Genomic DNA, 23,538 nt, shown 5'->3' on the forward strand with positions numbered 1-23,538 from the left:
GGCAGGAGAGCATCATCTCCCTTTCACCCTCCCCGTCCGTCACCGCCACTCTGGGGCCCGTGCGTCAGACCTATGCCGGCAACGCGGACTTCCCGCCGCTCGCCCGGGCCTACCGGGACGTGCAGCAGGTCGTGAAGGAGACCGGGCTCCTGCAGCGGACGCCCGTGTTCTACTCGCTCGTCGGCGCCGCGCTGGTCGTCGCCTTCGCCGGTTGCGTCGCCGGATTCCTGCTCCTCGGTGACAGCTGGTTCCAGCTGCTCATCGCCGCCGCCCTGGGCATCGTCTTCACGCAGGTCGCGTTCCTCGCCCATGAGGCCGCGCACCGCCAGATCCTCTCCACAGGACCGGCGAACTTCCGCCTGGCCCGCGTGCTCGCCGGCATCATCGGCATGAGCTACCACTGGTGGGATTCCAAGCACACCCGCCACCACGGCAACCCGAACCAGGTCGGCAAGGACCCTGACATCCAGGTCGACACCATCTCCTTCCTGGAGGAGGATGCGGCACAGTCGCGTGGCATCGTCCGGCTCATCACGCGGAAGCAGGGCTGGCTCTTCTTCCCCCTTCTGACGCTGGAGGGGCTCAACCTGCACTTCCTGGGTCTGAAGCACCTGATGACGCGCAAGAACGTGAAGGGTCGCTGGATCGAGCTCGGACTCATCGTGCTGCGGTTCGCCGTCCTCCTCGTGCCGCTGTTCCTCCTGCTGCCCGTCGGCATGGCCTTCGCGTTCCTGGGTGTGCAGCTCGCGGTCTTCGGCGTCTACATGGGCGCATCCTTCGCCCCCAACCACAAGGGCATGCCGGTCATCGCGCCGGACGCCAAGCTCGACTTCTTCTCGAAGCAGGTGCGCACGTCGCGCAACATCCGCGGCGGATGGTGGGTCACCGGGCTCATGGGCGGCCTCAATCACCAGGTGGAGCACCACCTCTTCCCGAACATGTCGCGGCTGCACCTGTCGAAGGCTCGCGGCATCGTGCGCGACTACTGCGCCGCCAACGGCATCCCGTACACGGAGACGAGTCTCGGGCGCTCGTACGCGATCGTCATCGCCTACCTGAACCGGGTGGGCCTGGCGGCGCGCGACCCGTTCGACTGCCCCGCGGCGGCACAGCTCCGTCGCGCCTGACGCACACGGAGACGACGAAGGGGCGAGCAGACAGCTGCTCGCCCCTTCGTCGTATCCGCGCGGATCAGCGCTTCGAGTCGTCCGTCTCGACGACGTCGATCGTGATCTTCTCCAGCGGACGGTCGTCGTCGAGCTCGTCGTCGAGGACCTCGTCTCCGCGGAAGCTCTCGACGGACGCCTCGACGTCGTCCTCGTTCTCGTCGTCCTCGTCGATCGTGGCCTCGGTCACCGCGATCTCCGTGGGGAGGCTGTCGTCGCTGAAGATGCCGTCGGGCCGGATGAGCTCGCGCACCTCGGCCATGAAGCTGGTGAGCTGCTGCTGCTGCCACCGCAGCTGACGGGCTCGGTCCTCGGCGTCGCGGAGGACGGTGGAGGTGTGGCCGGTCACCGCATCGACGATCTTCTGCGACTTCACGCGGGCACGCTCGAGGATGTCCCGCGCACGGACCTGTGCGTCGGCCTCGATCGCCTGCGCCTGCGAGCGCATGAGCTTCTCGTAGCCGTCGGCCTTCGCGGAGATGCGCTGGGCGTGCTCCAGCGAGGCCGTCACCTGCTCGTTGGCGTCGGTCGTGATGCGCTCGGCGTGGGCGACGGCCTGGTTGTGGAGGACCAGGAACTCCTGCTGCGCGTCGTCCTGCCGGCGGGTGAGGGTCTCCTCGAACTCCAGCACGCGGGCGTTCATCTCGCGTACCTCGCGCTCGGCGTCCGCCCGCAGCTGGGTGGTCTCGCGCGTGACGAGGGAACGCAGCGCGGCGGCCCCCTTCTCGGCCTCGGTGCGGATCGCCGTGGCCTCCTGCGACGCCTGGCTGACCTTCTCCGCGGCGTGTGCGGCCTCGCGCTCGATGCGCGCCTCATGGGCCGTGTACTCGGTCTCCATCTTCAGTCGCACCTGGTCGGCGTCGCGCTGAGCCTGGGAGATGATGCGCTCGGCATCCGCCTCGGCCTCGGCGCGCTGCGCGGCGACTTCTTCGCGGGCAGAGGTCATCAGGCGGTCGGCCTGCACGGCGGCGTTCTGGATGAGGACGTTCGCCTGCTCCTCGGCCACCCGCAGGATCGCCTCGAACTGCTGGCGAGACGGCGCTTCCTCACCGTCGGCCTGCGGCATGTCGACGAGCTCGGAGGTGAGCGTCGCCACCTGCTGCTCCGCGTCCGAGGCCTTGGCGTTCGCCGCGGCGAGCTCGGCCTCGAGGGCCTCCCGTGCCTCTCGCTCCTCGGCCTTGACCGCGTCGACCGACTCGGCCTCGCGGGCCTTCGCCTCGGCCACCTCATCGGCCGCCTGCTGGAGCTGGGCTCGCATCGATGCGAGCGCGGCGTCGACCTCGCCCTTGTCGTAGCCGCGGAATCCGATGGTGAATGCGGCCGAGGTTGAGGACGACGTGTCGCGGGGATTCGTCTCGATCAGCTGATCGAAGAAGTCCGGCGACCGCTCGTCGTCGCGGGGAGTGCCCGAGGATTCGCTCATGGGTTCAAGCCTTTCTGGCGTGTCCGCGACACGAAGCGGACTTCGTTTCCGTGGACGGGATCGCAAGCACGGAGGAGGAGGCCTCCGGCATGCGCCACGACCGGGTCGTCATCCGAGTCCCCGCGGGGCGCGGCGCGCGTCTAGCCTAATTGCGTCGCCTGAGAATCGTGACCCCCATCTGCGGGGGCCGGTGAACGCTGATCAGGCCTGGCGGAACCAGCGCGCGTTGCGGTCGTCGAGCACAGGGCCCCGCTCGAACACGGAGACGGGTCCGTCGGCCACCTCGATCTGACGGGTAGCGGCCTCCGCGGCTACCAGGGCCCGCAGCTCCCGCCACAGCGGCGCGGTCTGCGGGAAGCCGAGGTACTCGCGGAAGGTCTCGACGCGCAACAGCGTTCCCTCGGGACCCGGAACCAGTCGTGCGACCGTGTCGTCCGGTTCCACGAAGCGGATACCCAGTGCGTCGTCGGGGAGCAGAGAGAAGCTTGTGCCGCGGTCCGCGATGACCGTGCGCACGATCTCGGCCGCGGCTGTGGGGGAGTCACGGACGACCAGCGTGGCGCCGAGATCGGCGAGGATCTCCTCCGTGCGGGCAGCGGTGTACCGATCGCCCGCACGCTGTCCCGCGGAGGACGCGCTGCGCCGTACCCACCCCCGCAGGAACGCCGCTCCGACGATGAGGCCGAGGATGATCACGAAGAGAGCCGGGATCACTGCGGTGTCCACGGGCAGCGCCCCTTCCGTACCGGACGTCGGAGCGCTTCAGCGCGGGTCGGTGAGGTGGTCCAGGTGAAGATCGCCGGAGGCGTTGAGAGCCTGCACGATCTGCTGGATGCGGTGCGGGTCCACCGCTGGCGGCTCCGCGTCGTCGAAGCCGAACTGCAGGGGGATGGCGGGGTGGATCCACACGCTGGCCCGCCGGTCGATGCCGCCCTCGAGAGGCCGCCACGTCATCATGAAGCTCTCCTGTCGGCGCAGCTTCGTGGCGATGACGATCTTCAGATGCGCGAGCGTCTCATCGTCGATGAGGATCGGATCCGAGTGCCCGTCGTACCGGAGTCTTCCCATGATGCTGACGGTACACCCCTCCGGGGTCTCACCCCGTCCGGGGCGCGAGAGCAGCGGAACGGGAGTGAAGGGGGTGGCGTTCGCGTCGCGGGACGCCCGCCCTTGGTACGGTGACCGCGGAGGACACCACGTCCCCTGGGGCCGCCGAGCAAGAGAGAACTTCGAGATGAAGCGCACGTCCCGCTTGCGTCTTGGTCGCATCGGGATCGTCGCCGTGCTCGCGATCGTGCTGGGATCGCTGGTGCCGGCCCTCACCACGACCGGCTCCGCGGTCGCCGCTTCCGACGGCTACATGGTCTATCCGGCCTCGGGCAACATCCAATCGAAGGTCGGAGACGGCTGCCTCGGCAACTATCGCGCCCACGACGGCATCGACATCTCCCGGAACGGCGGGACACCGATCCTGGCGGCGTACGACGGTGTGATCAAGAGCCGCACGTCGAACGGCGGATACGGCAACTACGTCGATGTGCAGCACCCGGGCGGCTACGTCACCCGGTACGCCCACATGGCGGCATCCGGCTGGTACGCACCGGGGACGAAGGTCCTGCGCGGGCAGCAGATCGGCGTCGTCGGGAACACCGGCAACTCCGCCGCCTACCACCTGCACTTCGAGGTGTGGCTGAACGGCAAGGTCTACTCCCAGATCAACCAGGGATTCACCTGCCTGTCGAACGTCACGCGGGGTGGGACGATCCCGCTGTTCTTCCCCGGTCTCGGAGCCAGCGACGCGGCGGGGATCGACACCGCCGACTTCACCGGCAACGGAAAGTCCGATCTTCTCGTCGTCGCGGGCAACGGGGACCTCCGACTGCGAGCGGGGGACGGCCGCAGCGGCCTCGCCGGCCCGACCACGCTGTTCGGAGGCGGGTGGGCGAACTCCCGACGGCACATCACCCACTCGGACTTCAACGGAGACGGCCATGCGGATATCCTCGTGGCCCGCTCCGACGGCGCCCTGGAGTACTACGCCGGGAACGGCGCCGGCGGCTTCCGGGCGGCGACCACCCCGGGAGCCGGGTGGTACGGAATGCGTCACGTCACCTCCGGTGCGGATTTCACCGGGGACGGACGGCAGGACGTCATCGGGGTGTCCCCGACCGGGACCCTCGTGATCTTCCCCGGCAACGGGGCGGGCGGCTTCCGCACTCCGAACGTCACCGTGGGCAACGGCTGGGAGGGTTTCCACTACCTCGTCGCCGGAGACTTCGACGGCGACGGACGGGGTGACCTCATCGGGGTCGCCGGTGATGGCGTGCTGAGGCTCTACACCGGCGCGTCGGGCCTGCGTACCTGGCGTCAGGCCGGGACTGGGTGGCAGGAGATCACCGAGGTCACCGGCGGCGCGGACTACAACGGGGACGGCCGTGCGGACCTCGTCGCGCGCACGGCCGCAGGACAGCTCTATCTCTATCCCGGCAATGGCGCCGGAGGATTCGGCACCAAGATCCTCATGGCCTCGGATGCGGCGGACTACCTCGCGATCGAATAGCCCCGTCGCGTGACTGGCCCCCGCCGACGCGTATCGTGGGCGCATGGCCGCTCCGACCCTCGATGACATCGCGGCGGCGCTGTACGCGGGGCCGCCCGAGGAGTTCACGGCCGCCCGGAATGCGCGGGCGAAAGACCTCGACGATCGCGCGCTCGCCGCGGAGGTGAAGGCGCTCCGCAAGCCGGCGGTGGCCGCCTGGGTGGTCAACGTCTTCGCGCAGGAGCGCGCTGCGCAACTGGGGGAGGCCCTGGCGCTGGCCGCGGAGCTGCGCGAGGCGCAGGCGGATCTGGACGCTGCGGCGCTGGCGAAGCTCGGCCGGGAACGGCGCGCCCTGACCAGGCGGCTCGCCGAGACCGCCGCGGACCTCGCGGGCTCCCGCGGAGAACGGGTGACGGCGGCGACGCGGGATGCGGTCGAGCAGACGATCTCCGCGGCGTTCTTCGACCCGGACGCGGCCGCCGCCGTGGCGTCCGGACGTCTCGTGCGGACGTTGGAACCCTCGGGCACGGCGGACGACATCCGCGACGCGGTGGCCGGGACGCTCCCCGCGCTGCAGCCGCAACCCCCGCGTCCTCCGGACGAACTGCAGGAGCGCCGGAAGCGCCGGGACGCGGAACGTCGGGCGGCTGCTGCGGAGAAGGACCTCGCGGCGGCGGAGCGCGCCCTCGCGAAGGAGGACGAGGCGGTGCAGGCGCTGCACGACCGCGCCGAGGAGCTGGCCGACGGGATCGCCGAGCTGGAAGCGCAGCTGGAGCAGCTGCGTCAGGAGGCCGACCGCGTCGCCCGCGACCGTCCCGCCGCGGAGAAGAGGCGCACCGTGGCCGTGGAGAAGAAGGACACCGCTGCCGAGGCCGTGCAGGCGGCGCGCGAGGCCCTCGACGGCCTCTGAGCGTCAGCTTCGGGCGGCGGTCTTCTCCTCGTCGGAGTTCGGCGTCCATCCGAACCAGCCGTCGTCGGACGGGATGACGCTCCAGTCGCCGCAGACGAAGACGGTCTTCGCCTCGTACGCGGAGGGGGCATCGTCCAGAGTCCAGGTCGGGGCAGAGGTGCGCTCCGTCTCCACGCAGTCCTCCGGCAGTTTGGCCGTGCTCGCCAACAGGAGGACGGCGTCGTCGGCGTCCTCGATCGTCGACGTCCGGAGCGTGAGCGTGGTCGCGTCTTCCGGAACCCAGTCCGCATCGACCGGCGCGTCCGCGCGGAAGGCGTCGACGTCATCGAACGTCCTGGTCGACTGCTTGTGCACGAGACCCTCCACGGCGGCGCATCCGCCGAGCAGCAGGGTGCCACCGAGGAGCAGGGCGGCAGCGGGGAGGAGGGTGCGTCGTGTCATGATTCCACTCTGCTCACGGGCGCGGCGAACGGCGTCCGTCGGGGGAGGTATCCCTCGTCATCATCGGGAGTGATCTCTCCCGGAGGTGCCTCCGATAGCCTCGGAGGATGCGGGAGGAAGTCCTCGAGGGCGGCAACGCGAGCGGACCCGTCGTGCGGGTCGGGGACACCGTCCGGAAGGCGTGGACGGCCGCGACTCCGCACGTGATCGCCTATGTGCAGGCGATGCGGGACCGCGGAGTGGATGCGCCCGAGCCGCGCGGTAGAGACGCGCAGGGGCGGCAGATCATCGAGTTCGTCCCTGGCACGCTCGCGATGGACTCCGCACCGCTCTCCGCCGCCGAGCTCGGCCGCGTGGGCGGGATGGTCCGGCGGATCCATGACGTGTCGGCGCGCCATGTCCCCGCCACCGATGCGGTCTGGGAACCTCCCCTGTCAGCGCCGGCGCAGGAGCTCATCTGCCACAACGACCTGGCGCCGTGGAACCTGATGCTCGGCGACCGCTGGGTCTTCATCGACTGGGACGGCGCCGCCCCGAGCACTCGGTCCTGGGACCTCGCCTTCTCCGCGCAGACGTTCGCGCTTCCGGATCCGGCCCGCGACCCGCAGCGCTCCGCCGACGACCTGGCGGCCTTCGTCGATGGATACGGTGCCGACGAGGAGCTGCGCGCGGAGCTTCCGGACATGATGCGCCAGCGCACGCAGGCGATGCTCGATCTGCTGCGCTCGTCCGCGGAGACGGGACGCGAGCCGTGGGGGACGATGTACCGCACGGGTCACGGGGCGCACTGGAAGGCGGCGCTCGACTACGTCACCGCGCATCGGGATGTGTGGCAGCGCGCGCTGGGGTGACGTTCCGCCGGTGTGATTCTCCTATGGTGATCGACATGAGTGACGACCTCGGCCGCGCAGTGATCGCGGATCTCTGCCGGATCCCGAACCCGGAGTCGATCGACAGGACGGCGTACGTCGACCTCGGCGGTGTCTCCCAGTTCGTCTCGATCCGCGGGCGCAGCACACGGAACCCCGTGCTCGTCGTCTGCCATGGCGGCCCGGCCCTGCCGTCGCTGCCCTCGTCGTGGGTCTGGCAACGAGGCGTGGAGGAGTACTTCACCGTCGTCAACTACGACCAGCGCGCGAGCGGCAAGTCCGCGAGCGCAGTATCCGAAGGCATGGACCTCAGCGTCGACCGGTACGTCGACGATCTCGCGGAGCTGATCGCGTGGCTCCAGCGGGAGCTCGGCGTGCAGAAGGTCGGAGTCCTCGGGCACAGCTGGGGGACGGTCCTCGGTCTCACTCTGGCCCAGCGGCGCCCCGACCTGCTGTGGGCGTCTATCGGCGTCGGGCAGGTCATCTCCGGACCCGAGAACGAGGTGGCGAGCTTCCGCCACGCGATGCAGAGTGCTGTCGCGGACCGGAACGAGCAGGCGATCTCGGAGTTGCAGGCACTGGGGGAGTACCCGGGCGAGCAACCGCTGACCGTCGAGCGCATCGTGACCTGCCGGAGATGGGCGCAGTACTACGGCGGCCTCTCGGCGTATCGCTCCGACTTCGCGTACTTCACCGAGTCCCAGGAGCTGTCCCCGTATTACACGGACGCCGACCTGGAGCTCATCGGCATCGGGCAGCGGGCGACCATGCCCGAGGTGCTGCCGGCCCTGCTCGGCTTCGACGCCCGCGACCAGACCGCGTTCGAGGTGCCGATCCTCCAGTTCCTCGGACGGCACGACTGGACGACGCCCACCGGACCGGTGGCCCGCTGGCTGGAGACCGTGACGGCGCCCGCGACGCACGTCGTCTGGTTCGAGAACTCCGCACACCTGTGCATGTTCGAGGAGCCCGGGAAATTCCTCGTGAGCCTCGTGACCCACGCGCTGCCGCATGCGGTCGTTCCAGGGCAAAGCAAAACCCCCGCCATGTAGAAGCTAGGCGAGGGTTTCTGGGCTGATTGTAATGATCAGCCGTGTGACTCCGACCGGCATCGATCCGGTGACCTTTCGAGTAAGAGTTTCGCCCTATCAGGGGTTTCTGCGGACTTGCGGGTGCTTTGAACAGTCCTGATCGCGCCTGCTTTCGGTTGCCAGCGAGTGCCGCGAGCTGGCGGTGAATCTGCGGAATAGATGCGGGGTTCTGGACATTCGGTAGCGTCTGCTCCGTGTCGATGGTCGCGCTTTATTCTTTGGCCACGAACCGATCGCGGTCCTCGTCCAGGCGCGGGGTCGCCCACGGCACCGTTTCCGCGAGCGACGCGAACCGCTCGGTGGGGTCGTCCGGCGTCGTGGGCATGCCCTCACGGTACTCGTGTCTCGCCTGCGCGAGGACTCCGGTGTTGTCTCCGCGGCCGCCAAGATGGAAGCATGACGTTCCCGCTCAACGACGAGATCGCCGCCGCCTTCGCGCAGTTCTTCTTCGGCGGCGGTAGCGGGCCGAGCCACTCCACGCTGTCACGACTCTTCGCGGGCGCCGGATACGTCGACGCTGATCCCTACGACTTGAACACGCAGGCACCGAACAAGCAGCAGCGCGTCCTCGCGGTGTTCCGAGCGGCCGAGCGGCGGCCCGCGGGCGCGCTCGTTGACGGGATGCTCAACGCGCTCCGGCTCGACGGCGCGTTTGGGAAGTATGCCGACGACAAGCACGTCGCTGACCTGCACGCGGCGGTGACCCACGCCGGCTGGGCGCTCTCGGCGTACGGACGGCTCGAGTACGCGGGCGACATCCACCTCGAGACCGGCGGTCGCGCCGCGCTCGATGAACAGCTCGAGCGGCTGCGGCGGAACATCGACGACCCGGCGGCGCTGCTCGGCGGGGCGAAGGAGCTGCTCGAAGCCGTCGCGAAGTTCGTCCTCGAGGAGGGCAACCGCCTGCCGGAGCGCGCCGACTTCCCGGCGCTGGTGGCGCTCTCGTTCGAGAAGCTGGGGCTTCGCCCGGCGGTCGTCGACGACTCGGTCCCGGGCGCGAAGCAGGTCCCCTCGATCTACCAGTCGGCGAAGACCGTAGCATTCACCGTCAACGAGCTGCGGAATCTGCAGGGCACCGGCCACGGCCGGACGCTCCTCACCGGAGTGACTGCTGAGGCGGCGCGCTACGTCATCCGCGAGGTTGTACACGTCGCCGACCTGATGTTGTCGACGCACGACCGCCAGATGGGGCGGTAGGCAGGCGCGGCCGTCGGAGGCCTTCGGGCGCGGCTAAGCCACGTCGCTCAGTAACTGATTCACCCGGCTCCGGCTGACGCCGAGCGCCTCCTGGAGCTCCTTGATGGGCGTGCCAGCTGCGCGAAGCGCCTTGCACACCGCCGCTCGCTTGGCGAGCAGCTCGGCGTGCTCGGCCTCGTTCGCCTGCAGACGTGCGACGATGTCCACTGCCTCTTTCAGCAGGGTCACCCGTGTCTCGGCGCGCTCGACGGCGGTCATGCGAACACTGTATAGCCATATGCACATATCTGTACAACCTGCTGTACAGATATGTGCAATGAGCATTACACTGAGTGGATGCCCCAGCCCAGCTCGCGCCGCGCCATCAAGGCGCAGTCGGACCCCCGCCGTATCGTCGCAACTATGACGCGGTCAATCTCTTGCGCGAAATCGCACCTCGAGCTCGACGGGGCAGGCCGATGACGCTCATCACTGCCGCGAATGGCAATCTGTCAGCGGCGAGGGGGGCCAAGAAGGACGAGTTCTACACCCAGCTGGTTGACATCGAGAAGGAGCTCAGTCACTACCGGAAACACTTCGCCGGCAAGGTCGTCTACCTCAACTGCGACGACCCAAGGGTCAGCAACTTCTTCCGTTACTTCTCCGAGAACTTTGAGGCGCTGGGCCTGAAGCGACTCATCGCCACGTGCTACCAGAGCGAGGATCCGGGCCAGTTCAGCCGGGGCGACTCCTCGCGCGCTGTCTGGCTCGAGTACGACGGCGACAAGAACGGCAACCGCGTGCCGGACGCCAACGAGATCGGCGTGCGTCCTCTCAAGGGCGATGGCGACTTCCGGAGCGCCGAGAGCGTCGAGCTGCTGCGCCAAGCGGACATCGTCGTCACGAACCCGCCATTCTCGCTGTTCCGCGAGTTCGTCGCCCAGCTCGTCGAGCACGACAAGCAGTTCATCATCCTCGGGAACATGAACGCGCTCACCTACAAGGAGATATTCCCGCTCTTCCAGAACAACCAGATGTGGTACGGCCCGAGCATCCGCAGCGGCGACCGCGAGTTTCGCGTGCCAGCCGACTACCCGCTTGAGGCTGCAGGGACCCGGGTTGATGCGGAGGGAAACCGATACATTCGCGTCAAGGGCGTTCGTTGGTTCACCAACCTCGACTATGACGAGCGGCACCGAGACCTCGAACTGACTAAGCGATACCGCGAGGCCGACTATCCGCGCTACGCGAACTTCGACGCAATCGAGGTCGGCAAAACCGCGGATATTCCGTCCGACTACGCCGGCCTCATGGGCGTCCCGATCACGTTCATCGACAAGTACAACCCAGAGCAGTTCGAGATCGTCGGGTCGAGCAAGACCTTGGGCCAGCCCATGTCCCAGATCGCCGAGAAGGGCACCTACCAGCAGGGCGGCCCACGGTTCTACCTGCCGACACCGCGCGGCTATCGACGCATGTACGACCGGATCGTCGTGCGAAACCGGCGCCTTTCGGGCGGGAATCGGGGATTGGACGCGCGTGTCGTATCGCTACCTCGGTAATAAGACCAAGCTCGCTGACTGGATCGTCGGCGAGATCGCGGAAATCGTCCCTGCTGGGTCGAGCATCGCGGACCCCATGTGCGGAACGGCCTCCGTGTCGCTCGCGCTCGCTCGTGCCGGCTACGACGTCACGGCCTCGGATGCGCTCACCTTCCCGGTAATTCACGCGCGCACGCGGCTGCTCGCGAAGAAGCCTCCCGAGTTCAAGGTGTTCGGTGGCTACGCCGAGGCACTCGAGTGGATGCGCGCCGCCGAGCCTCGACGGGGGTACTTCTCCCGCGAGCTTGGAGCCGCGGGTGCCCCAGCAAACGGCCGGGCGCCGAGGCTCTACTTCTCCGCCGAGAACGCCGCGCACATCGACGGCGTGCGTGCGGGCATTCTCGAGCTCAGGGCGGCTGGTTCGCTCACTGAGCTCGAACACAGCGTCCTGCTCCAGCATCTACTGCTCGCGACGAACAAGGTAGCGAACATCAGCGGTACCTACGGGTACTTCCGCAAGACGCTATCGAGTACTGCCCTTCGCCCGCTCACCTTCGAGCCGCTCGAGTTCGAGACCACGCCGGGCGAGCACACCGTGCTGCAGGGCTCCGTCGAGGATCTGGCGTCGTCGCTCCGAACGGAGGCGGTCTATCTTGATCCGCCGTACACGAAGCGCCAGTATGCCGGGAATTACCACGTCCTCGAGACCCTCGCCCAGGAGGACGAGCCGGTGGCAGCAGGCGACGGCGGACTGCGTCCGTGGATGGACCAGGCCTCGGACTTCTGTTACCGCCGCAGCGCCGGTCGCGCTTTCCGGGCCACGATGGAGCGGCTCGATGCTCGCCACGTGTTCATCTCCTACAGTGAGGATGGACAGGTGAGTGGGGAAGAGTTGCTCTCGATCCTGGGAGACTTCGGCAAGGTCACCGTGCACGAGCAGCCGCATCTCCGCTACCGGAGCAACGACCGAGTCAAGGACGGATCCGTGCTGGAACGTCTCTATCACGTGGAGGTCTTCTGAGCATGGCGCAGAAGCTGAACATCGAGCGCATCTGGTGGCGAAACGTCCAACCCGGCGAGTTCTATAACATCGAGCGCCACTATCAGATTCGCGGCGGTGGCGGTTCGCTGTACATCGAGGTCCCGGCGTCGATCGTGCCCGAGACGCTCGACTTTCTGGGGGTGGCCGGAACGAACGTGGACGCCCTGCCTGCGATCACAATCCAGGCCGGGGTCGCTGGCGTGCCGGGGATCTCAGGACCGATTGAGTTTCAGCGTAAGGCGGGCGGACGGATGCGGATCGCGCGGCAGAACCGGCAACAACCGAACTCGCAACGCCATCCGGCGTGGACCGTCGCTCGCGGATTCCCATCGGCACCGGACGATGTGCGGAACAAAGAGGAGGCGCGTCCGTTCTTCCCCGAGGGCGGCCTGCGCATCTACATCGCGAAGACGGTTGAAGGTGACTACTACGCTGGCTTCACCAAGGGCGTCCGCCCCACTGCCATGGCGAGGAACGACCCGGCATGGGATCTGTACACGCAGGGCAAGACCGTGGGCGGAGTGATCGATGCGGGGTGAGGTGGAGCGTGGCTGACAAGATCGATGACATCTTTGCGTCGTGGGGCGCCGGACGAAACGTGTTGCTCTACGGTCCGCCGGCAACCGGCAAGACGCGGCTCATCAGCCAGCTCTTCCAGTCGCTGCAGGAGCCTCCGGAAGGCAGCCGCGGTATCCTGTTCGATCCCAGCGACGCCGCGTCGCCCTTCAGCCGACCCAAGCAGCCGATCACGATCCCGCTCCCGGCGAAGGTCGTGTGGACCACGTTCCATCAGTCGTACGGCTACGAGGATTTCGTCCTGGGGCTCAGGCCGGCCATGGACGCCGAGGGCACCCGCCTCGAGCCGTGGGCCGGCGTGTTCCTGGATGCGGCGATCGAGCTCGCGGACGACGACTCAAAGTACAACTCCGTGGTGATCTTCATCGACGAGGTGAACCGCGGAAACGCGGCACGCATCTTCGGCGAATTCATGACTTTTCTAGACTTCGACTACCGCGACGGCGGCAGCGTCCCACTCCCAGTGCCGCTCCGACAGCTGACGTTTGCCGACGGTGCAAGCGAGCAGCTCCATCGGCCGGGTGGGGCGTCAACGACGATCCCCGACGGCTTTACCTTCCCGAGGCACGTCTACGTCGTCGCCACCATGAACAGCGTGGATCGCGCTGCGGTCCCGATCGACAGCGCGCTCGCGCGCCGGTTCGACCGGATCGAGATGCGGCCGGACCTTGACGCCCTCGCCGGTCATTGGGGCCTGGACACGACGGCGATCCCGACGCCGACTGAGGACAACTTGGAGACGTTGGACCCGTTCCAGACCGCATACCTCCTGCTCGATCGGCTCAACGTGGTCATCGCCTCCGACCTCGGCTCGGAGTTCGAGCTGGGCCACGGGCTCCTGACGCCGATTCCGGCGACGGTGACGCCCGCCGACGAATCCGAGCAGCCGATCTCAGAGACCGACGCCTGGCGAAGCCTGTCGAAAACCTGGGACGACGTGCTCTTCCCACAGCTCGAGGATCGATACTCGGGACGGCCCGAGCAGCTCATGCAGCTGCTCCACGTCGACACGGCGCCCCCGACGGGCGACTACGCGTGGACCCTGCGGGCGTCGAAGAGTGGGACTGCGCAGGCCCGTGCCCTCGCGCCGGTCCGGACGAGCGAGCTCCCGCTCGACACGATCAAACGATCCTTCAGGTGGCTGGCTCGGTAGTCGCGTCGCCGCGAATCCGACTCCAGGAGTACGGTGCCCCGGCGGTGCATCGAGTTGATGAGATCGACCTCGTCGCTCTGACCGAGGCGAACAAGCGCTGGCGACGCGCGCTTGGTCTCGCGAGCGATCCCATCCGGGTGGAGGACGTCGGCGACGGTCGCATACTGCTGCGGGCAGAGGCGGTCACCGGGCTCGTCAGGGTCGGAAGCACCGACATCGAGATCGCTCCGAAGTTTCTTAGCACGGTCGAGGGCAGCTGGCAGACCGTGCTTTGGCGCATCCTCTCGATCGTCGAGGGCGGGCATGTCGACGACGCGTTCACCACCGCACACGAACTGGCCGAGTTCTCGCTCCCCGACCTCCTCGCCGAGATGTTTCTGACGTCATACGCGAAGGGCGCTGCACGCGGCCTGCCTCGCGGTTATTGGACCGAAGCATCGTCCGGAACGGTGCTGCGCGGGAGCCTCGATGTGGCGCGCCTCGACCGGTGGATCTCACGCCCCTGGGAACTCCCGTACGTCGCCGACCTCCTCACCGACGACACCTCACTTGCACGGCTGCTGCGGTGGGCAGCGGACTGCCTTGCTGCGATCGTGAAGGCCCCCGGCCGGTCGCGCGCGATGAGGGAAATCGCCGCTGGGCTATCTCATGTAGACCGGAGGCCGCCTCACCTCCTCGACGCGCAGCGGATCGTGCTGGGCACACAGCACCAAGGGCTCGAGCCGGCACGAATCGTGGGGCTCCTCCTACTTGAGGGTGCGGGCGTCCATCACGCCAGCGGTGAGCACGCTCTGTCGGGCTTTCTCTGGAACTCCGATGCGATCTACGAGAACTACGTGTACTGGCTGTGCACCCGAGCCGCGAGTTCCCGCGGCGAGCGGGTGAGCAAGCACACGACGAAGTTCGGCGAGGTCATCGCAGGGCACGGCTCGCGACTTGAAACCACCCCCGATGTCGTCTTTCGAGACCATCAGAGCGCGGCGGTCGCCGTCATCGACTCCAAGTACAAGCGCGTTGGATCACGCCCGAAGGCCCCGGACACGTATCAGGTCCTCACCGCGGGCCACGTCCTGGGCTGTCGCAGGGTCTCCTTGGCGTACCCAGTGGCCGAGCGTGCTGAGCCGACCGTGTGGCGCGTGCCGTCAGCTCTGGGCAGCGAGGACATCGAGCTGACCGCGCTGCCGCTCAACCTCATGGCGTTGGCTCATCCGGACGGCCCTCAGCTGCTCATCGAGACGATTAGCGCCTGGCTCGACGGCGAGTTGATTCCTCCGCCCGAGATGAGCCCTCCTGAGGCGCCATGAGACCGGTCGTTATCCTCGACTCCACCACCGTGAACGGCCGCCGTCCGTTCACTCACGTGGATTTCTGAACGCGGAACACGCGCCAATGTCATCGAGAACGATGCTCAAACTCAGCCAGAGCGCTCGCTAGAGTCGGGATATTGGCGCTTACTGTCCGTACGCTGGTAACGGTGTTACTCGCTACTTGCGTTACCCGATTGCTGTCGCATGACAGGGTTCGCAGCCTCTACAACCGAGGCCAGTAGGTCAGCATCGCTTAGTTGCCGCAACGACGCTCGTTCCACAGCTTGCTCCATTGCAGGAACGACGGAGATGAAAGCTGCCGTGTCGATCTCAAACAGCTGTGGCTCCAACAACTCGCCGCCAACCCAGATCATGACTTCGAAGCCGCGGCGAACGACGGGACTCACGAAGACTTGCACGCGTCCTGGCTTCAGCAGGCACCAACGGTCTGAGCCGTCATGGCGCAGACTACGATCCGTGCGGGCAGACCTCCAGCCGCGCGAGCTTAGAATGACGTCGAGCTCATCGTCCACTCCGTGCTCGTACTCGTCATCCGCTGAGTCATAGTCCTCGTCATCAAATCCGCATGCCTCGGGGGCCCTTTGCGGAGAGCCACTGACCAACTCTCCGGCCTCTGGCACGATCGCCGCAAGTGCTTGACTGTGCGCGATATACACAGCAGCGACGAGGTCCGATACGTTCGTTTTCGCGTCTGGAGGAAGACTGTCCCACCGTGCGTGGTCGTCGCCTGTCAGCCGGGCCTGAGTATCGCTAAACCTCTTTGCCGTTTCATCGATGATGCGAACTTGGAAGGGATCCATTTCATCTCGCCATGCGTTCCCTGTCACGAGTGCTCCTTGATCTTTGGGGTTGCCGGCCGGATCAACGCCGCCCGACGGTCTGGATAATCTTCATAACCGTCTCGACGTCGCCTCCGTCTACGAGCCATGCATTCGAGTTTGGCGTGCGACTGCGATGAGGTTCCTCCTGCGGCGTGTGCATGAACTGTGCAGAGATGAGCCATGCAGGGTCATCCGACAAGCGGACGATGGCGTCGACGAGGGCTTGCACGTCTTCGTGTGTCGGTCGTGAACCGTCGCCGTGCCCTCCGTTGGTTCGTGCCATGAGCTGAACGATATGTCATTGCCGCGGACTAAAACCACAAGTTTCGTGGAGTGCGGGATGCATTCCGAAAGGATTTCTACTCATGTATCAATGAGTCCGCCATTTTTGCACGTCGCGACTCTGCGAATTGGCAGCTTTGCCTTTTCTGCGAGTGGTATTAACGCCATGTGAGGGATGGACAAATGGACCAGCCGAGCGTCACGTCGTTGACGCCGAGCGAGCGCACGGTGACGCTGATCGCCTTGGACATCGATGGCGTGCTCAACGGCTTTAAGAACACTCGCGGAGAGCAACTGGCCGTGGCGGAAGTCGGTAGGTGGAAGATCCGCTGGAGGCCGCTGGTGGTCGGAAGGCTTCGAGCGATCCTCGCTCGCTCGGACGTCCAGGGCGCCTGGCTGACTACCTGGCTGGAGCAGCCGTGGTTACTCGACGAGTTCGAGGCTGCGCTCGGTCTCGACGGGCTGATGCCTCATCGCGCAGATCATCCCTCGGTGGATACTCGCGAGGGTAAGACGATCATCGACCAACGCTTTGACCAGAGCATCGCATTCGACTCGAACTCCGAGTGGTGGTGGAAGCGTCGGGCCGCTGAACTGCTTCTTGACCGTGTGCAGCCGGCGCGATTCGCATGGATCGACGATGAAATCGGGAACGTGGGCATCAAGGCCGACCCATGGGGACCGCAACAGAATCATCAGCGCCTGCTCCTGCGGACAAGGTCCTTGCCGGGGCTCCTGCCGCGCGATCTGCAGCGGGTCGAAAGCTGGCTGAATGAGGACGCTCCCTAATAGCGCCTTTGCCGAGGCCAGTAGCCAGTCGTGCCGCTGAGGATGCGGGGCAAAGGTGGCGCTGTCATTCGGGCGGTCAAGGTCTGCTGACTCGCGGGACGTCAGCCGCCCCGAATGCTCGGTCCGGGAGATGTGGTTGGGTGCCGCCGTAGCGCTCGTAAACACGTGCAGCGTATGCCTAACGCTCATTGTGGCCGCGTGCATGTTCCACGCGGCGCGTAGCGACGTCGCGGCCCATCAACCAGGATTCCGCAAAGGGGTGTTGCCCAACGGCTCAGGCGACTGAGCACCGCCGCTGGAGCCTGAATTGAGCTCCGCCCCTGGAACGGTCCGTACGTTTCGCTCTCAACCCCGAAAAATGGGGCTTCGCGCCGATAGTTCGGATAACTGTGAATATCGGCGGTTAGAAACACACCCCTTGAAGTGAGATGGGGCTGAGCACGAGCTTAACTGTCGGAACCGCGTTGAAGTGGCACAACCCCGCTTTGCGTGCCACGCCTGGCATTGCTGACAGCATGTGTCACCCATGCTCGGTGGCCACGCCGTTGTGCGATTCAGCCAAAACTGTTCACTTGTCGTTTCCGTGCGTATTGGGTTCGGCAGAGGGTTGCGGTGGGTTTTCGTCAGCGTGTCGTACGCTGCAGCAGTGCGCCCAGGTGACTGCCGAAGACGATCGTTTTCGGCGGGAGATGGACCCCGGAGCCTAGACCGAGGAATACCCTGAATATTGTTCGCGATGCTGCGCGGGTACTCGCTGCGGGAGCCGCGTGGCTCGGATGGGTATCCCCGGTTCTCGGGACCGTCATGTATATGTGGGGCGGGGCGCCATTCCATACCGGCGCGGTGAGTGAGCTGCGGGCGCGCACGCCCGGGCCTGTCGTCAGGATCGTCGCCTGTGCGACGCGGTCGCAGAGCGCGGCGTCATCGGGTCCGGTCAGTGGTTGTGCCGGGCGTCCTGGGCTTCGGGGTCACGCATAGGAACGCCCCGTAAATTGAAAACTGTGCCACTCGCCCCAACGGTCAATGCAACTCGTCCCGGTGGTTCTTGCCGCAACCGTGCTTCTCTCCGTGCGGTCGGAGCCGCGCTGGCCGCGGTCTTCATCGTCGGCCTGAGCGCCTGCGCGCCCGATCCGGTCAGTGAATCGTTTCTCAGCGGAGAAAACACGGGCTTTGTCTCCGGCGACGGTGCGATCGTAGAGATCCCTGAGGCTGACCGTGGAGACCCTGTCGACTTCGGCGGCATCACAGAGACCGGCGAGAAGCTTGACAGCGCTGACCTTGCAGGCGAGGTTGTGGTCGTTAATTTCTGGTACGCCGGGTGTGCACCCTGCCGTGTCGAGGCGGCCGACTTGGAGAGCGTCTGGCAGGAATACAAAGGGAACGGCGTCTCGTTTGTCGGGATCAACACCCGTGATCAGGCCGATACCGCCGCCGCATTCGCCAACGAGTTCGGTGTCACCTATCCGAGCCTGATCGATGCCGACACGGCGGGGGCCAAGCTCGCCTTCGCCAAAGTCGTTCCGATCGCCGCCACCCCGACCACTCTGGTGCTCGACAAGCAGGGCCGTGTTGCCGCGCGCATTATCGGTCCGATCGAGGGTACCTCAATCCTGTCCACACTCGTCGAGGACGCCCTCGCGGAGTCGTCGTGACGATCTCGGCGACGCTATGAATCCCGAAGCGATCATCGGATCCGGCGCGCTCTGGCTCGCAATCCCTCTCGCCATGCTCGCCGGACTCGTGTCGTTCCTGTCCCCATGCGTGCTCCCTCTCGTCCCGGGCTACCTCGGCTTCCTCGGGGGAACGGCCGCTCCGCGAGGCGCTGCGTCTCGCGGAGCTCGCTCAACAACCGGGGATGCCGGATCGCCGTCGCGAGGACGGCTACTGTTCGGAGTGCTGCTGTTCATCTTCGGGTTCAGCATCGTCTTCGTGTTCATCACGGCACTCAGCGGCACGGTGGGCGTCTTCCTGCTGCAGTGGGGTGACCTGATCACACGGATCCTCGGTGTGATCATCATCATGATGGGGCTCGTGTTCCTCGGCTTCTTCGGCTTCGCCCAACGTGAGCTGCGCTTTCACATCGATTCCAAGTACGGCATTGTCGGTGCCCCGCTCCTGGGCATCGCGCTGGGCATTGGCTGGGCACCCTGCATGGGCCCGACCCTCGCCGCCATCGTGGCGATCTCTTTCAACGCCGGCGATCCCGTGCGTGCCAGCTTCCTCGGGCTCGCGTACTCCCTGGGCCTCGGTATCCCGTTCCTGCTCGTCGCTCTCGGATTCGGATGGGCGACGAAGACAATCGGGTTCCTCCGCCGACACATCCGCGTCGTGAACGCCATCGGCGGGGTGCTGCTCCTCGCGCTGGGCGCCTTGATGGTAAGCGGAATCTGGACCGACATCATGTCCCGGCTGACGGCGGTGATGGGCACCGTCATCCTTCCGCTCTAAGACTGGCGAGGCAGCGGACAGTGAAGCGGTGAGTTCCGAGGAGAGCCTCTCGATGGCCGCCGATGCCTGCAGCCCCGATCGGTTTGGTGCAGACGATGTCAACGGCGGGATCCTGCGGTTGCAGTCATCGGGGATCGACTGGCGACCCACAACGGTCGTGGCGCCACCGAGTAGGGAATGAGATGGAAGCTTGTTCGCGCATCGCCCGCGGGGTGGGGAGTGGGCAGCCCATTAGCGATTGGTCATCCACTGCTGTACAGTCAGTGTGTGCTGACTATTACTTCCCGTATCGACGTGATGAACCGGCTTGGCCGGGCGATGGCAGATCCCACGCGCTCACGGATCTTGATGACTCTGCTCGAAGGACCCAGTTATCCTGCAGTGCTTTCGCGGGACCTGGTCCTTACCCGTTCAAACGTTTCGAACCACCTGACATGCCTACGCGATTGTGGCATCGTGGTCGCCGAGCCTGAAGGTCGCCAGACCCGCTACGAGATCGCCGACCCGCATCTTGCAGCGGCCCTCGTCGCGCTCGTCGATGTGACGCTGGCTGTCGACGCGCATGCGCCGTGCGTGGATTCAGCGTGCATGGTGGTTGGTTGCTGCGCGACGGGAGTGGACGCGTGAGCGCGGCGTGCGGCTGCGAGCACGAGCCCTCTAGTACTGCTGACGAAGAATCCGACGCGGTCGAGCAGCCCTGGTGGCGAGACCGCGGGATCATGGTGCCTGTTTTCTCCGGCATAGCGTTCCTGGTCGGACTGATTCTCGAGTGGTCGGGTCAGGAGATCCCGGCGCTGGTACTGTTCTGGATCGGCCTACTGCTGGGTGCGTCGACGTTCACGCCCGGTGCGATTCGGAAGCTCTTCAAGGGCAAACTCGGCATCGGGCTGCTGATGACAATCAGCGCCATCGGAGCAGTCGTCCTCGGCTACGTGGAGGAGGCCGCGGCCCTGGCGTTCTTGTACTCCATCGCTGAGGCACTCGAGGACAAGGCGATGGACCGCGCCCGCGGCGGGCTGCGTGCACTGCTCAAGCTCGTACCGGAGACAGCGACCGTCTTGCAGGGCGGCACTGCCGTGCACGTCCAGGCGAGAGAGTTGATGGTCGGTCAGGTCATGGTTGTCCGACCGGGCGAGAGGATCGCGACCGACGGGATCGTCCGCTCCGGTCGCTCCAGCCTGGACACATCGGCTATCACTGGCGAATCGATCCCGGTCGAGGTCGAGCCCGGCGATGTGGTCTCGGCCGGCGCGATCAACAGTGTCGGTGCACTGGAGGTCGAGACAACTGCGGCCGGCAGCGACAACTCGCTCACCACGATCGTTGAGCTGGTGGAGAAGGCGCAGACGGAGAAGGGTGAGCGTGCTCGTCTAGCCGACAAGATCGCCCGACCGCTGGTGCCAGGCGTTCTGATCCTCGCGGCGCTCGTCGCGATCATCGGTTCGGTGCTGGGCGATCCTGAGGTGTGGATCACCCGCGCGCTTGTGGTACTCGTTGCGGCGTCTCCGTGTGCGCTCGCGATCTCGGTACCGCTGACGGTCGTCGCCGCGATCGGTGCGGCGAGCAAGTTCGGTGTAATCATCAAGTCCGGTGCTGTTTTCGAGCGCTTCGGTACGGTCCGCCACGTTGCCGTCGACAAGACCGGCACACTCACCCGCAACGAACCGGCAGTCACCGCCGTCCTCACCGCGAACGGCGTGACGGAGGCTCAGGCCCTGGCGTGGGCGGCAGCGTTAGAGCAGCACAGCACGCATCCTCTGGCTGCCGCGATCACCGCAGCGGCCCCGGGTACTCTGGCGGCTGCCGATGTGACCGAGCAGCCCGGGCACGGCATCGACGGCACCGTTGACGGATCGAGAATCACCGTCGGCAGCCCCCGCTGGCTGGACGCCGACGACCTGACGGACCGGGTGGCGGGGCTCGAGGAGCAGGGCATGACCGTCGTGATCGTGCACCGTGACGGGTCCCCGGTCGCCGCGATCGGCGTTCGCGACGAGCTGCGTCCCGAAGTCCCCGACGTGGTCCGGACGCTGACAAGACAGGGCATCGGCGTGACGATGCTCACCGGCGACAACACCCGCACCGCTCGTGCACTGGCTGCGCAGGCCGGCATCACTGACGTGCGAGCCGAGATGCGCCCCGAAGACAAGGCGGCCGCGATCGGTGAGCTGTCGAAGGCAGGGGCGGTCGCGATGATCGGCGACGGCATCAACGACGCTCCGGCCCTCGCTGGCGCGGACATCGGTATCGCGATGGGCGCGACCGGCTCCGACGCGGCGATCGAATCCGCGGACGTCGCGTTCACCGGCCATGATCTCCGCCTCATCCCACGGGCGTTCGATCACGCCCGCCGAGGGCGACGGATCATCAACCAGAACATCATCCTGTCGCTGCTGATCATCACGGCACTGCTCCCGCTCGCACTCTTCGGAGTGCTGGGGCTCGCGGCCGTCGTCCTGGTCCACGAGGTCGCGGAGGTCATCGTGATCCTCAACGGGCTGCGAGCCGCCCGCGCACACACTCCGCGGCTGGAAAGCTGATGCTCGCAACCATCGGATCAGCGATCGGCTTGTTCGCAGCGACCAACATCGACGACATCGTCGTGCTCACCGTGCTGTTCCTCGCCTCAAGCCGGGGGAAGCCCCGGCCCTGGCAGATCGTCGCTGGCCAGTACCTCGGGTTCATCGCCCTCGTCGTGATCAGCGTGATCGCCGCGCTCGGCCTCACGATCGTCCCGGACGAATGGGTCGGTTTCCTCGGCCTGATCCCGCTCGGCATCGGTATCTGGACGCTTGTCGCCGGCCTGCGCCGCAACGGCGATGACGATGACGACGACGCCAAGATCACCGCGGTTGGAATGTGGGGTGTTGCGGGGATCACGATTGCCAATGGGGCGGACAATATCTCTTTGTACACGCCGATCTTCCGCACCACCGCACCCGGCGACGTCGCCGTCATGATCGTCGTGTTCCTCGTTCTCGTCGCCGTCTGGTGCGCCGCTGGACGGCTGATCGGCACCAACAAGGCTGTCACTGAGGGGCTGGAACGCGTCGAGCACTGGCTCGTCCCGGCCGTGTTCATCGGTCTGGGTCTGTTCATCCTGATCGAATCCGGCGTCATCGTTCGTCTGATTGAGGTCCTCGCATGACGTCGCCCGAGGCAGAAGCTCGCCCGTCCGCTCCGCGGAAATTGTCGCCGGCACAGCGCTGGCAACTCACTGGCGGAGCGCTGCTGATCGCCGCGGTTGTTGTTCTGATCGATCAGGGAACGAAAATGTGGGCGGAAGCAAGCCTCACCGAACGCGAGCGCATCCCCCTGATCGGGCGGCCTGGCTGGTTGCAACTTGCTTACAACCCCGGAGCGGCATTCTCCTTCGGGGAGGGCTACACCTGGGTCTTCGCGCTACTCGCCGTCGCCGCCACCATCGCAGCGATCGTATTCGCACTCCGAGTTCAGCGCCCAGGTTGGGCGATCATCGTCGGCGCGCTCGGCGGAGCTGCAGCATCACACGCAGGCGATCGTCTCTTTCGGGGCCTGGATTCGCCCGCGGACATGTCGTGGACTTCCTCGCCTATGGGAACTGGTTCATCGGGAACATCGCCGACATCGTGATCTTCGCAGCGGCGATCGCGGCGCACTCCTAGTCTCGGCGACCTTCTGCGGCAGCGACTGGACCAGCCCTCCGACGCGCGTGACCTCCGCGGCTTTGGCCGCTTCGTTGCTTTTGACTCGTTGGAAATCGTCCCAACCGAGATAGGACGCCGCGTACGGGGCGGACACGCCGGAGGTGATGCCGAAGCTGGCGAGAGCAACGGCGCTGAGGGCGCGATGTCCGAGCGCCCCGCGCCGGCTGATGCGCAGCTTCCAGAAGGAGTCGCGTTCAGCGGGGGTGGGCGCGCACCCGCAGTCCTCGGATGATGCAGCTGCTTCGTTCGCGATGTGG

At 66.3% G+C, this 23,538-nt stretch carries 24 protein-coding genes; 18 read left to right on the forward strand and 6 right to left on the reverse strand.

The features are described from left to right. The first annotated feature begins 59 nt into the window (after positions 1-59). Positions 60-1,127 (forward strand): fatty acid desaturase family protein, encoded by a 1,068-nt coding sequence (locus tag MICNX66_RS02510; protein ID WP_232089173.1) that lies wholly within the window; start codon positions 60-62, stop codon positions 1,125-1,127. A 64-nt stretch (positions 1,128-1,191) separates the two neighbouring features. Here the strand turns inward: MICNX66_RS02510 and MICNX66_RS02515 are convergent, their stop codons facing one another. The 3 genes from MICNX66_RS02515 to MICNX66_RS02525 form a co-directional block, all read right to left on the reverse strand. Next, on the reverse strand, positions 1,192-2,589 hold the full coding sequence (locus MICNX66_RS02515) for a cell division initiation protein (RefSeq protein ID WP_187663202.1): 1,398 nt from the start codon (positions 2,587-2,589) through the stop codon (positions 1,192-1,194). Positions 2,590-2,790: 201 nt separating this feature from the next. Beyond that, positions 2,791-3,315: a hypothetical protein gene (locus MICNX66_RS02520; RefSeq protein ID WP_187663203.1), complete on the reverse strand. Its 525-nt coding sequence runs from the start codon at positions 3,313-3,315 to the stop codon at positions 2,791-2,793. A gap of 36 nt (positions 3,316-3,351) precedes the next feature. Beyond that, the gene (locus MICNX66_RS02525; protein WP_187663204.1) at positions 3,352-3,657 is read right to left on the reverse strand and encodes a DUF7882 family protein; all 306 of its coding nucleotides are present in this window, start codon (positions 3,655-3,657) and stop codon (positions 3,352-3,354) included. Between the two features lie 166 nt (positions 3,658-3,823). On the opposite strand from MICNX66_RS02525, the gene MICNX66_RS02530 reads away from it, so the two are divergent. Further along, on the forward strand, positions 3,824-5,149 hold the full coding sequence (locus MICNX66_RS02530) for a VCBS repeat domain-containing M23 family metallopeptidase (protein ID WP_187663205.1): 1,326 nt from the start codon (positions 3,824-3,826) through the stop codon (positions 5,147-5,149). Positions 5,150-5,192: 43 nt separating this feature from the next. After that, positions 5,193-6,038 (forward strand): transposase, encoded by an 846-nt coding sequence (locus MICNX66_RS02535; protein ID WP_187663206.1) that lies wholly within the window; start codon positions 5,193-5,195, stop codon positions 6,036-6,038. Between the two features lie 3 nt (positions 6,039-6,041). On the opposite strand, the gene MICNX66_RS02540 is transcribed toward MICNX66_RS02535, so the two are convergent. Then, positions 6,042-6,479, reverse strand: coding sequence for a hypothetical protein (locus tag MICNX66_RS02540; protein WP_187663207.1), 438 nt, complete (start codon positions 6,477-6,479; stop codon positions 6,042-6,044). A gap of 107 nt (positions 6,480-6,586) precedes the next feature. Between MICNX66_RS02540 and MICNX66_RS02545 the strand changes: the two genes are divergently transcribed. The 3 genes from MICNX66_RS02545 (at position 6,587) to MICNX66_RS02555 (ending at position 9,636) form a co-directional block, all read left to right on the forward strand. Next, a complete protein-coding gene (locus tag MICNX66_RS02545; RefSeq protein WP_187663208.1) occupies positions 6,587-7,330 on the forward strand; it encodes a phosphotransferase in 744 nt (247 codons plus the stop codon). 35 nt (positions 7,331-7,365) lie between these two features. Then, on the forward strand, positions 7,366-8,400 hold the full coding sequence (locus MICNX66_RS02550; protein ID WP_187663209.1) for an alpha/beta fold hydrolase: 1,035 nt from the start codon (positions 7,366-7,368) through the stop codon (positions 8,398-8,400). A gap of 435 nt (positions 8,401-8,835) precedes the next feature. After that, positions 8,836-9,636: an abortive infection family protein gene (locus MICNX66_RS02555; RefSeq protein ID WP_029266269.1), complete on the forward strand. Its 801-nt coding sequence runs from the start codon at positions 8,836-8,838 to the stop codon at positions 9,634-9,636. A gap of 33 nt (positions 9,637-9,669) precedes the next feature. On the opposite strand, the gene MICNX66_RS02560 is transcribed toward MICNX66_RS02555, so the two are convergent. Then, entirely contained in the window at positions 9,670-9,894 is a 225-nt protein-coding gene (locus MICNX66_RS02560; protein ID WP_029266267.1) for a hypothetical protein, read from the reverse strand. Between the two features lie 200 nt (positions 9,895-10,094). Between MICNX66_RS02560 and MICNX66_RS02565 the strand changes: the two genes are divergently transcribed. From MICNX66_RS02565 to MICNX66_RS02585, 5 genes are read left to right on the forward strand one after another with little or no spacing between them, the layout of a single operon-like run. Then, positions 10,095-11,177, forward strand: coding sequence for an adenine-specific methyltransferase EcoRI family protein (locus MICNX66_RS02565; RefSeq protein ID WP_051667923.1), 1,083 nt, complete (start codon positions 10,095-10,097; stop codon positions 11,175-11,177). Next, entirely contained in the window at positions 11,155-12,177 is a 1,023-nt protein-coding gene (locus MICNX66_RS02570) for a DNA adenine methylase (RefSeq protein WP_051667921.1), read from the forward strand. Before MICNX66_RS02565 ends, MICNX66_RS02570 begins: the two co-directional genes overlap by 23 nt. A 2-nt stretch (positions 12,178-12,179) precedes the next feature. Beyond that, entirely contained in the window at positions 12,180-12,737 is a 558-nt protein-coding gene (locus MICNX66_RS02575; RefSeq protein WP_029266261.1) for a hypothetical protein, read from the forward strand. 8 nt (positions 12,738-12,745) lie between these two features. Continuing rightward, a complete protein-coding gene (locus MICNX66_RS02580) occupies positions 12,746-13,927 on the forward strand; it encodes an AAA family ATPase (RefSeq protein ID WP_158698515.1) in 1,182 nt (393 codons plus the stop codon). Beyond that, positions 13,912-15,231: a 5-methylcytosine restriction system specificity protein McrC gene (locus MICNX66_RS02585; RefSeq protein WP_029266257.1), complete on the forward strand. Its 1,320-nt coding sequence runs from the start codon at positions 13,912-13,914 to the stop codon at positions 15,229-15,231. Before MICNX66_RS02580 ends, MICNX66_RS02585 begins: the two co-directional genes overlap by 16 nt. 173 nt (positions 15,232-15,404) lie before the next feature. On the opposite strand, the gene MICNX66_RS02590 is transcribed toward MICNX66_RS02585, so the two are convergent. Beyond that, on the reverse strand, positions 15,405-16,082 hold the full coding sequence (locus MICNX66_RS02590; protein WP_136025420.1) for a hypothetical protein: 678 nt from the start codon (positions 16,080-16,082) through the stop codon (positions 15,405-15,407). A gap of 459 nt (positions 16,083-16,541) precedes the next feature. Here MICNX66_RS02590 and MICNX66_RS02595 point away from each other — a divergent pair, with 459 nt between their 5' ends. The 7 genes from MICNX66_RS02595 to MICNX66_RS02625 all read left to right on the forward strand — a co-directional run bounded on the left by MICNX66_RS02595 (position 16,542) and on the right by MICNX66_RS02625 (position 23,207). After that, complete coding sequence (locus tag MICNX66_RS02595; protein ID WP_029266251.1) at positions 16,542-17,147, forward strand: HAD domain-containing protein; 606 nt, start codon at positions 16,542-16,544, stop codon at positions 17,145-17,147. A gap of 1,001 nt (positions 17,148-18,148) precedes the next feature. Continuing rightward, positions 18,149-18,799, forward strand: a complete 651-nt coding sequence (locus MICNX66_RS02600; RefSeq protein ID WP_442922890.1) for a TlpA family protein disulfide reductase — start codon at positions 18,149-18,151, stop codon at positions 18,797-18,799. 16 nt (positions 18,800-18,815) lie between these two features. Continuing rightward, a complete protein-coding gene (locus MICNX66_RS02605; RefSeq protein ID WP_029266247.1) occupies positions 18,816-19,595 on the forward strand; it encodes a cytochrome c biogenesis CcdA family protein in 780 nt (259 codons plus the stop codon). A 267-nt stretch (positions 19,596-19,862) separates the two neighbouring features. Beyond that, the gene (gene cmtR / locus MICNX66_RS02610) at positions 19,863-20,222 is read left to right on the forward strand and encodes a Cd(II)/Pb(II)-sensing metalloregulatory transcriptional regulator CmtR (protein ID WP_083391616.1); all 360 of its coding nucleotides are present in this window, start codon (positions 19,863-19,865) and stop codon (positions 20,220-20,222) included. Beyond that, on the forward strand, positions 20,219-22,135 hold the full coding sequence (locus MICNX66_RS02615; RefSeq protein WP_062635479.1) for a heavy metal translocating P-type ATPase: 1,917 nt from the start codon (positions 20,219-20,221) through the stop codon (positions 22,133-22,135). Before cmtR ends, MICNX66_RS02615 begins: the two co-directional genes overlap by 4 nt. After that, on the forward strand, positions 22,135-22,743 hold the full coding sequence (locus MICNX66_RS02620; RefSeq protein ID WP_029266243.1) for a cadmium resistance transporter: 609 nt from the start codon (positions 22,135-22,137) through the stop codon (positions 22,741-22,743). Before MICNX66_RS02615 ends, MICNX66_RS02620 begins: the two co-directional genes overlap by 1 nt. Then, on the forward strand, positions 22,740-23,207 hold the full coding sequence (locus MICNX66_RS02625; protein ID WP_231868230.1) for a signal peptidase II: 468 nt from the start codon (positions 22,740-22,742) through the stop codon (positions 23,205-23,207). The genes MICNX66_RS02620 and MICNX66_RS02625 overlap by 4 nt, the downstream gene beginning before the upstream one ends. Positions 23,208-23,538: the final 331 nt, after the last annotated feature.

The sequence above is a fragment of the Microbacterium sp. Nx66 genome, from assembly GCF_904066215.1.
GTDB classification, from domain to species: domain Bacteria; phylum Actinomycetota; class Actinomycetes; order Actinomycetales; family Microbacteriaceae; genus Microbacterium; species Microbacterium meiriae.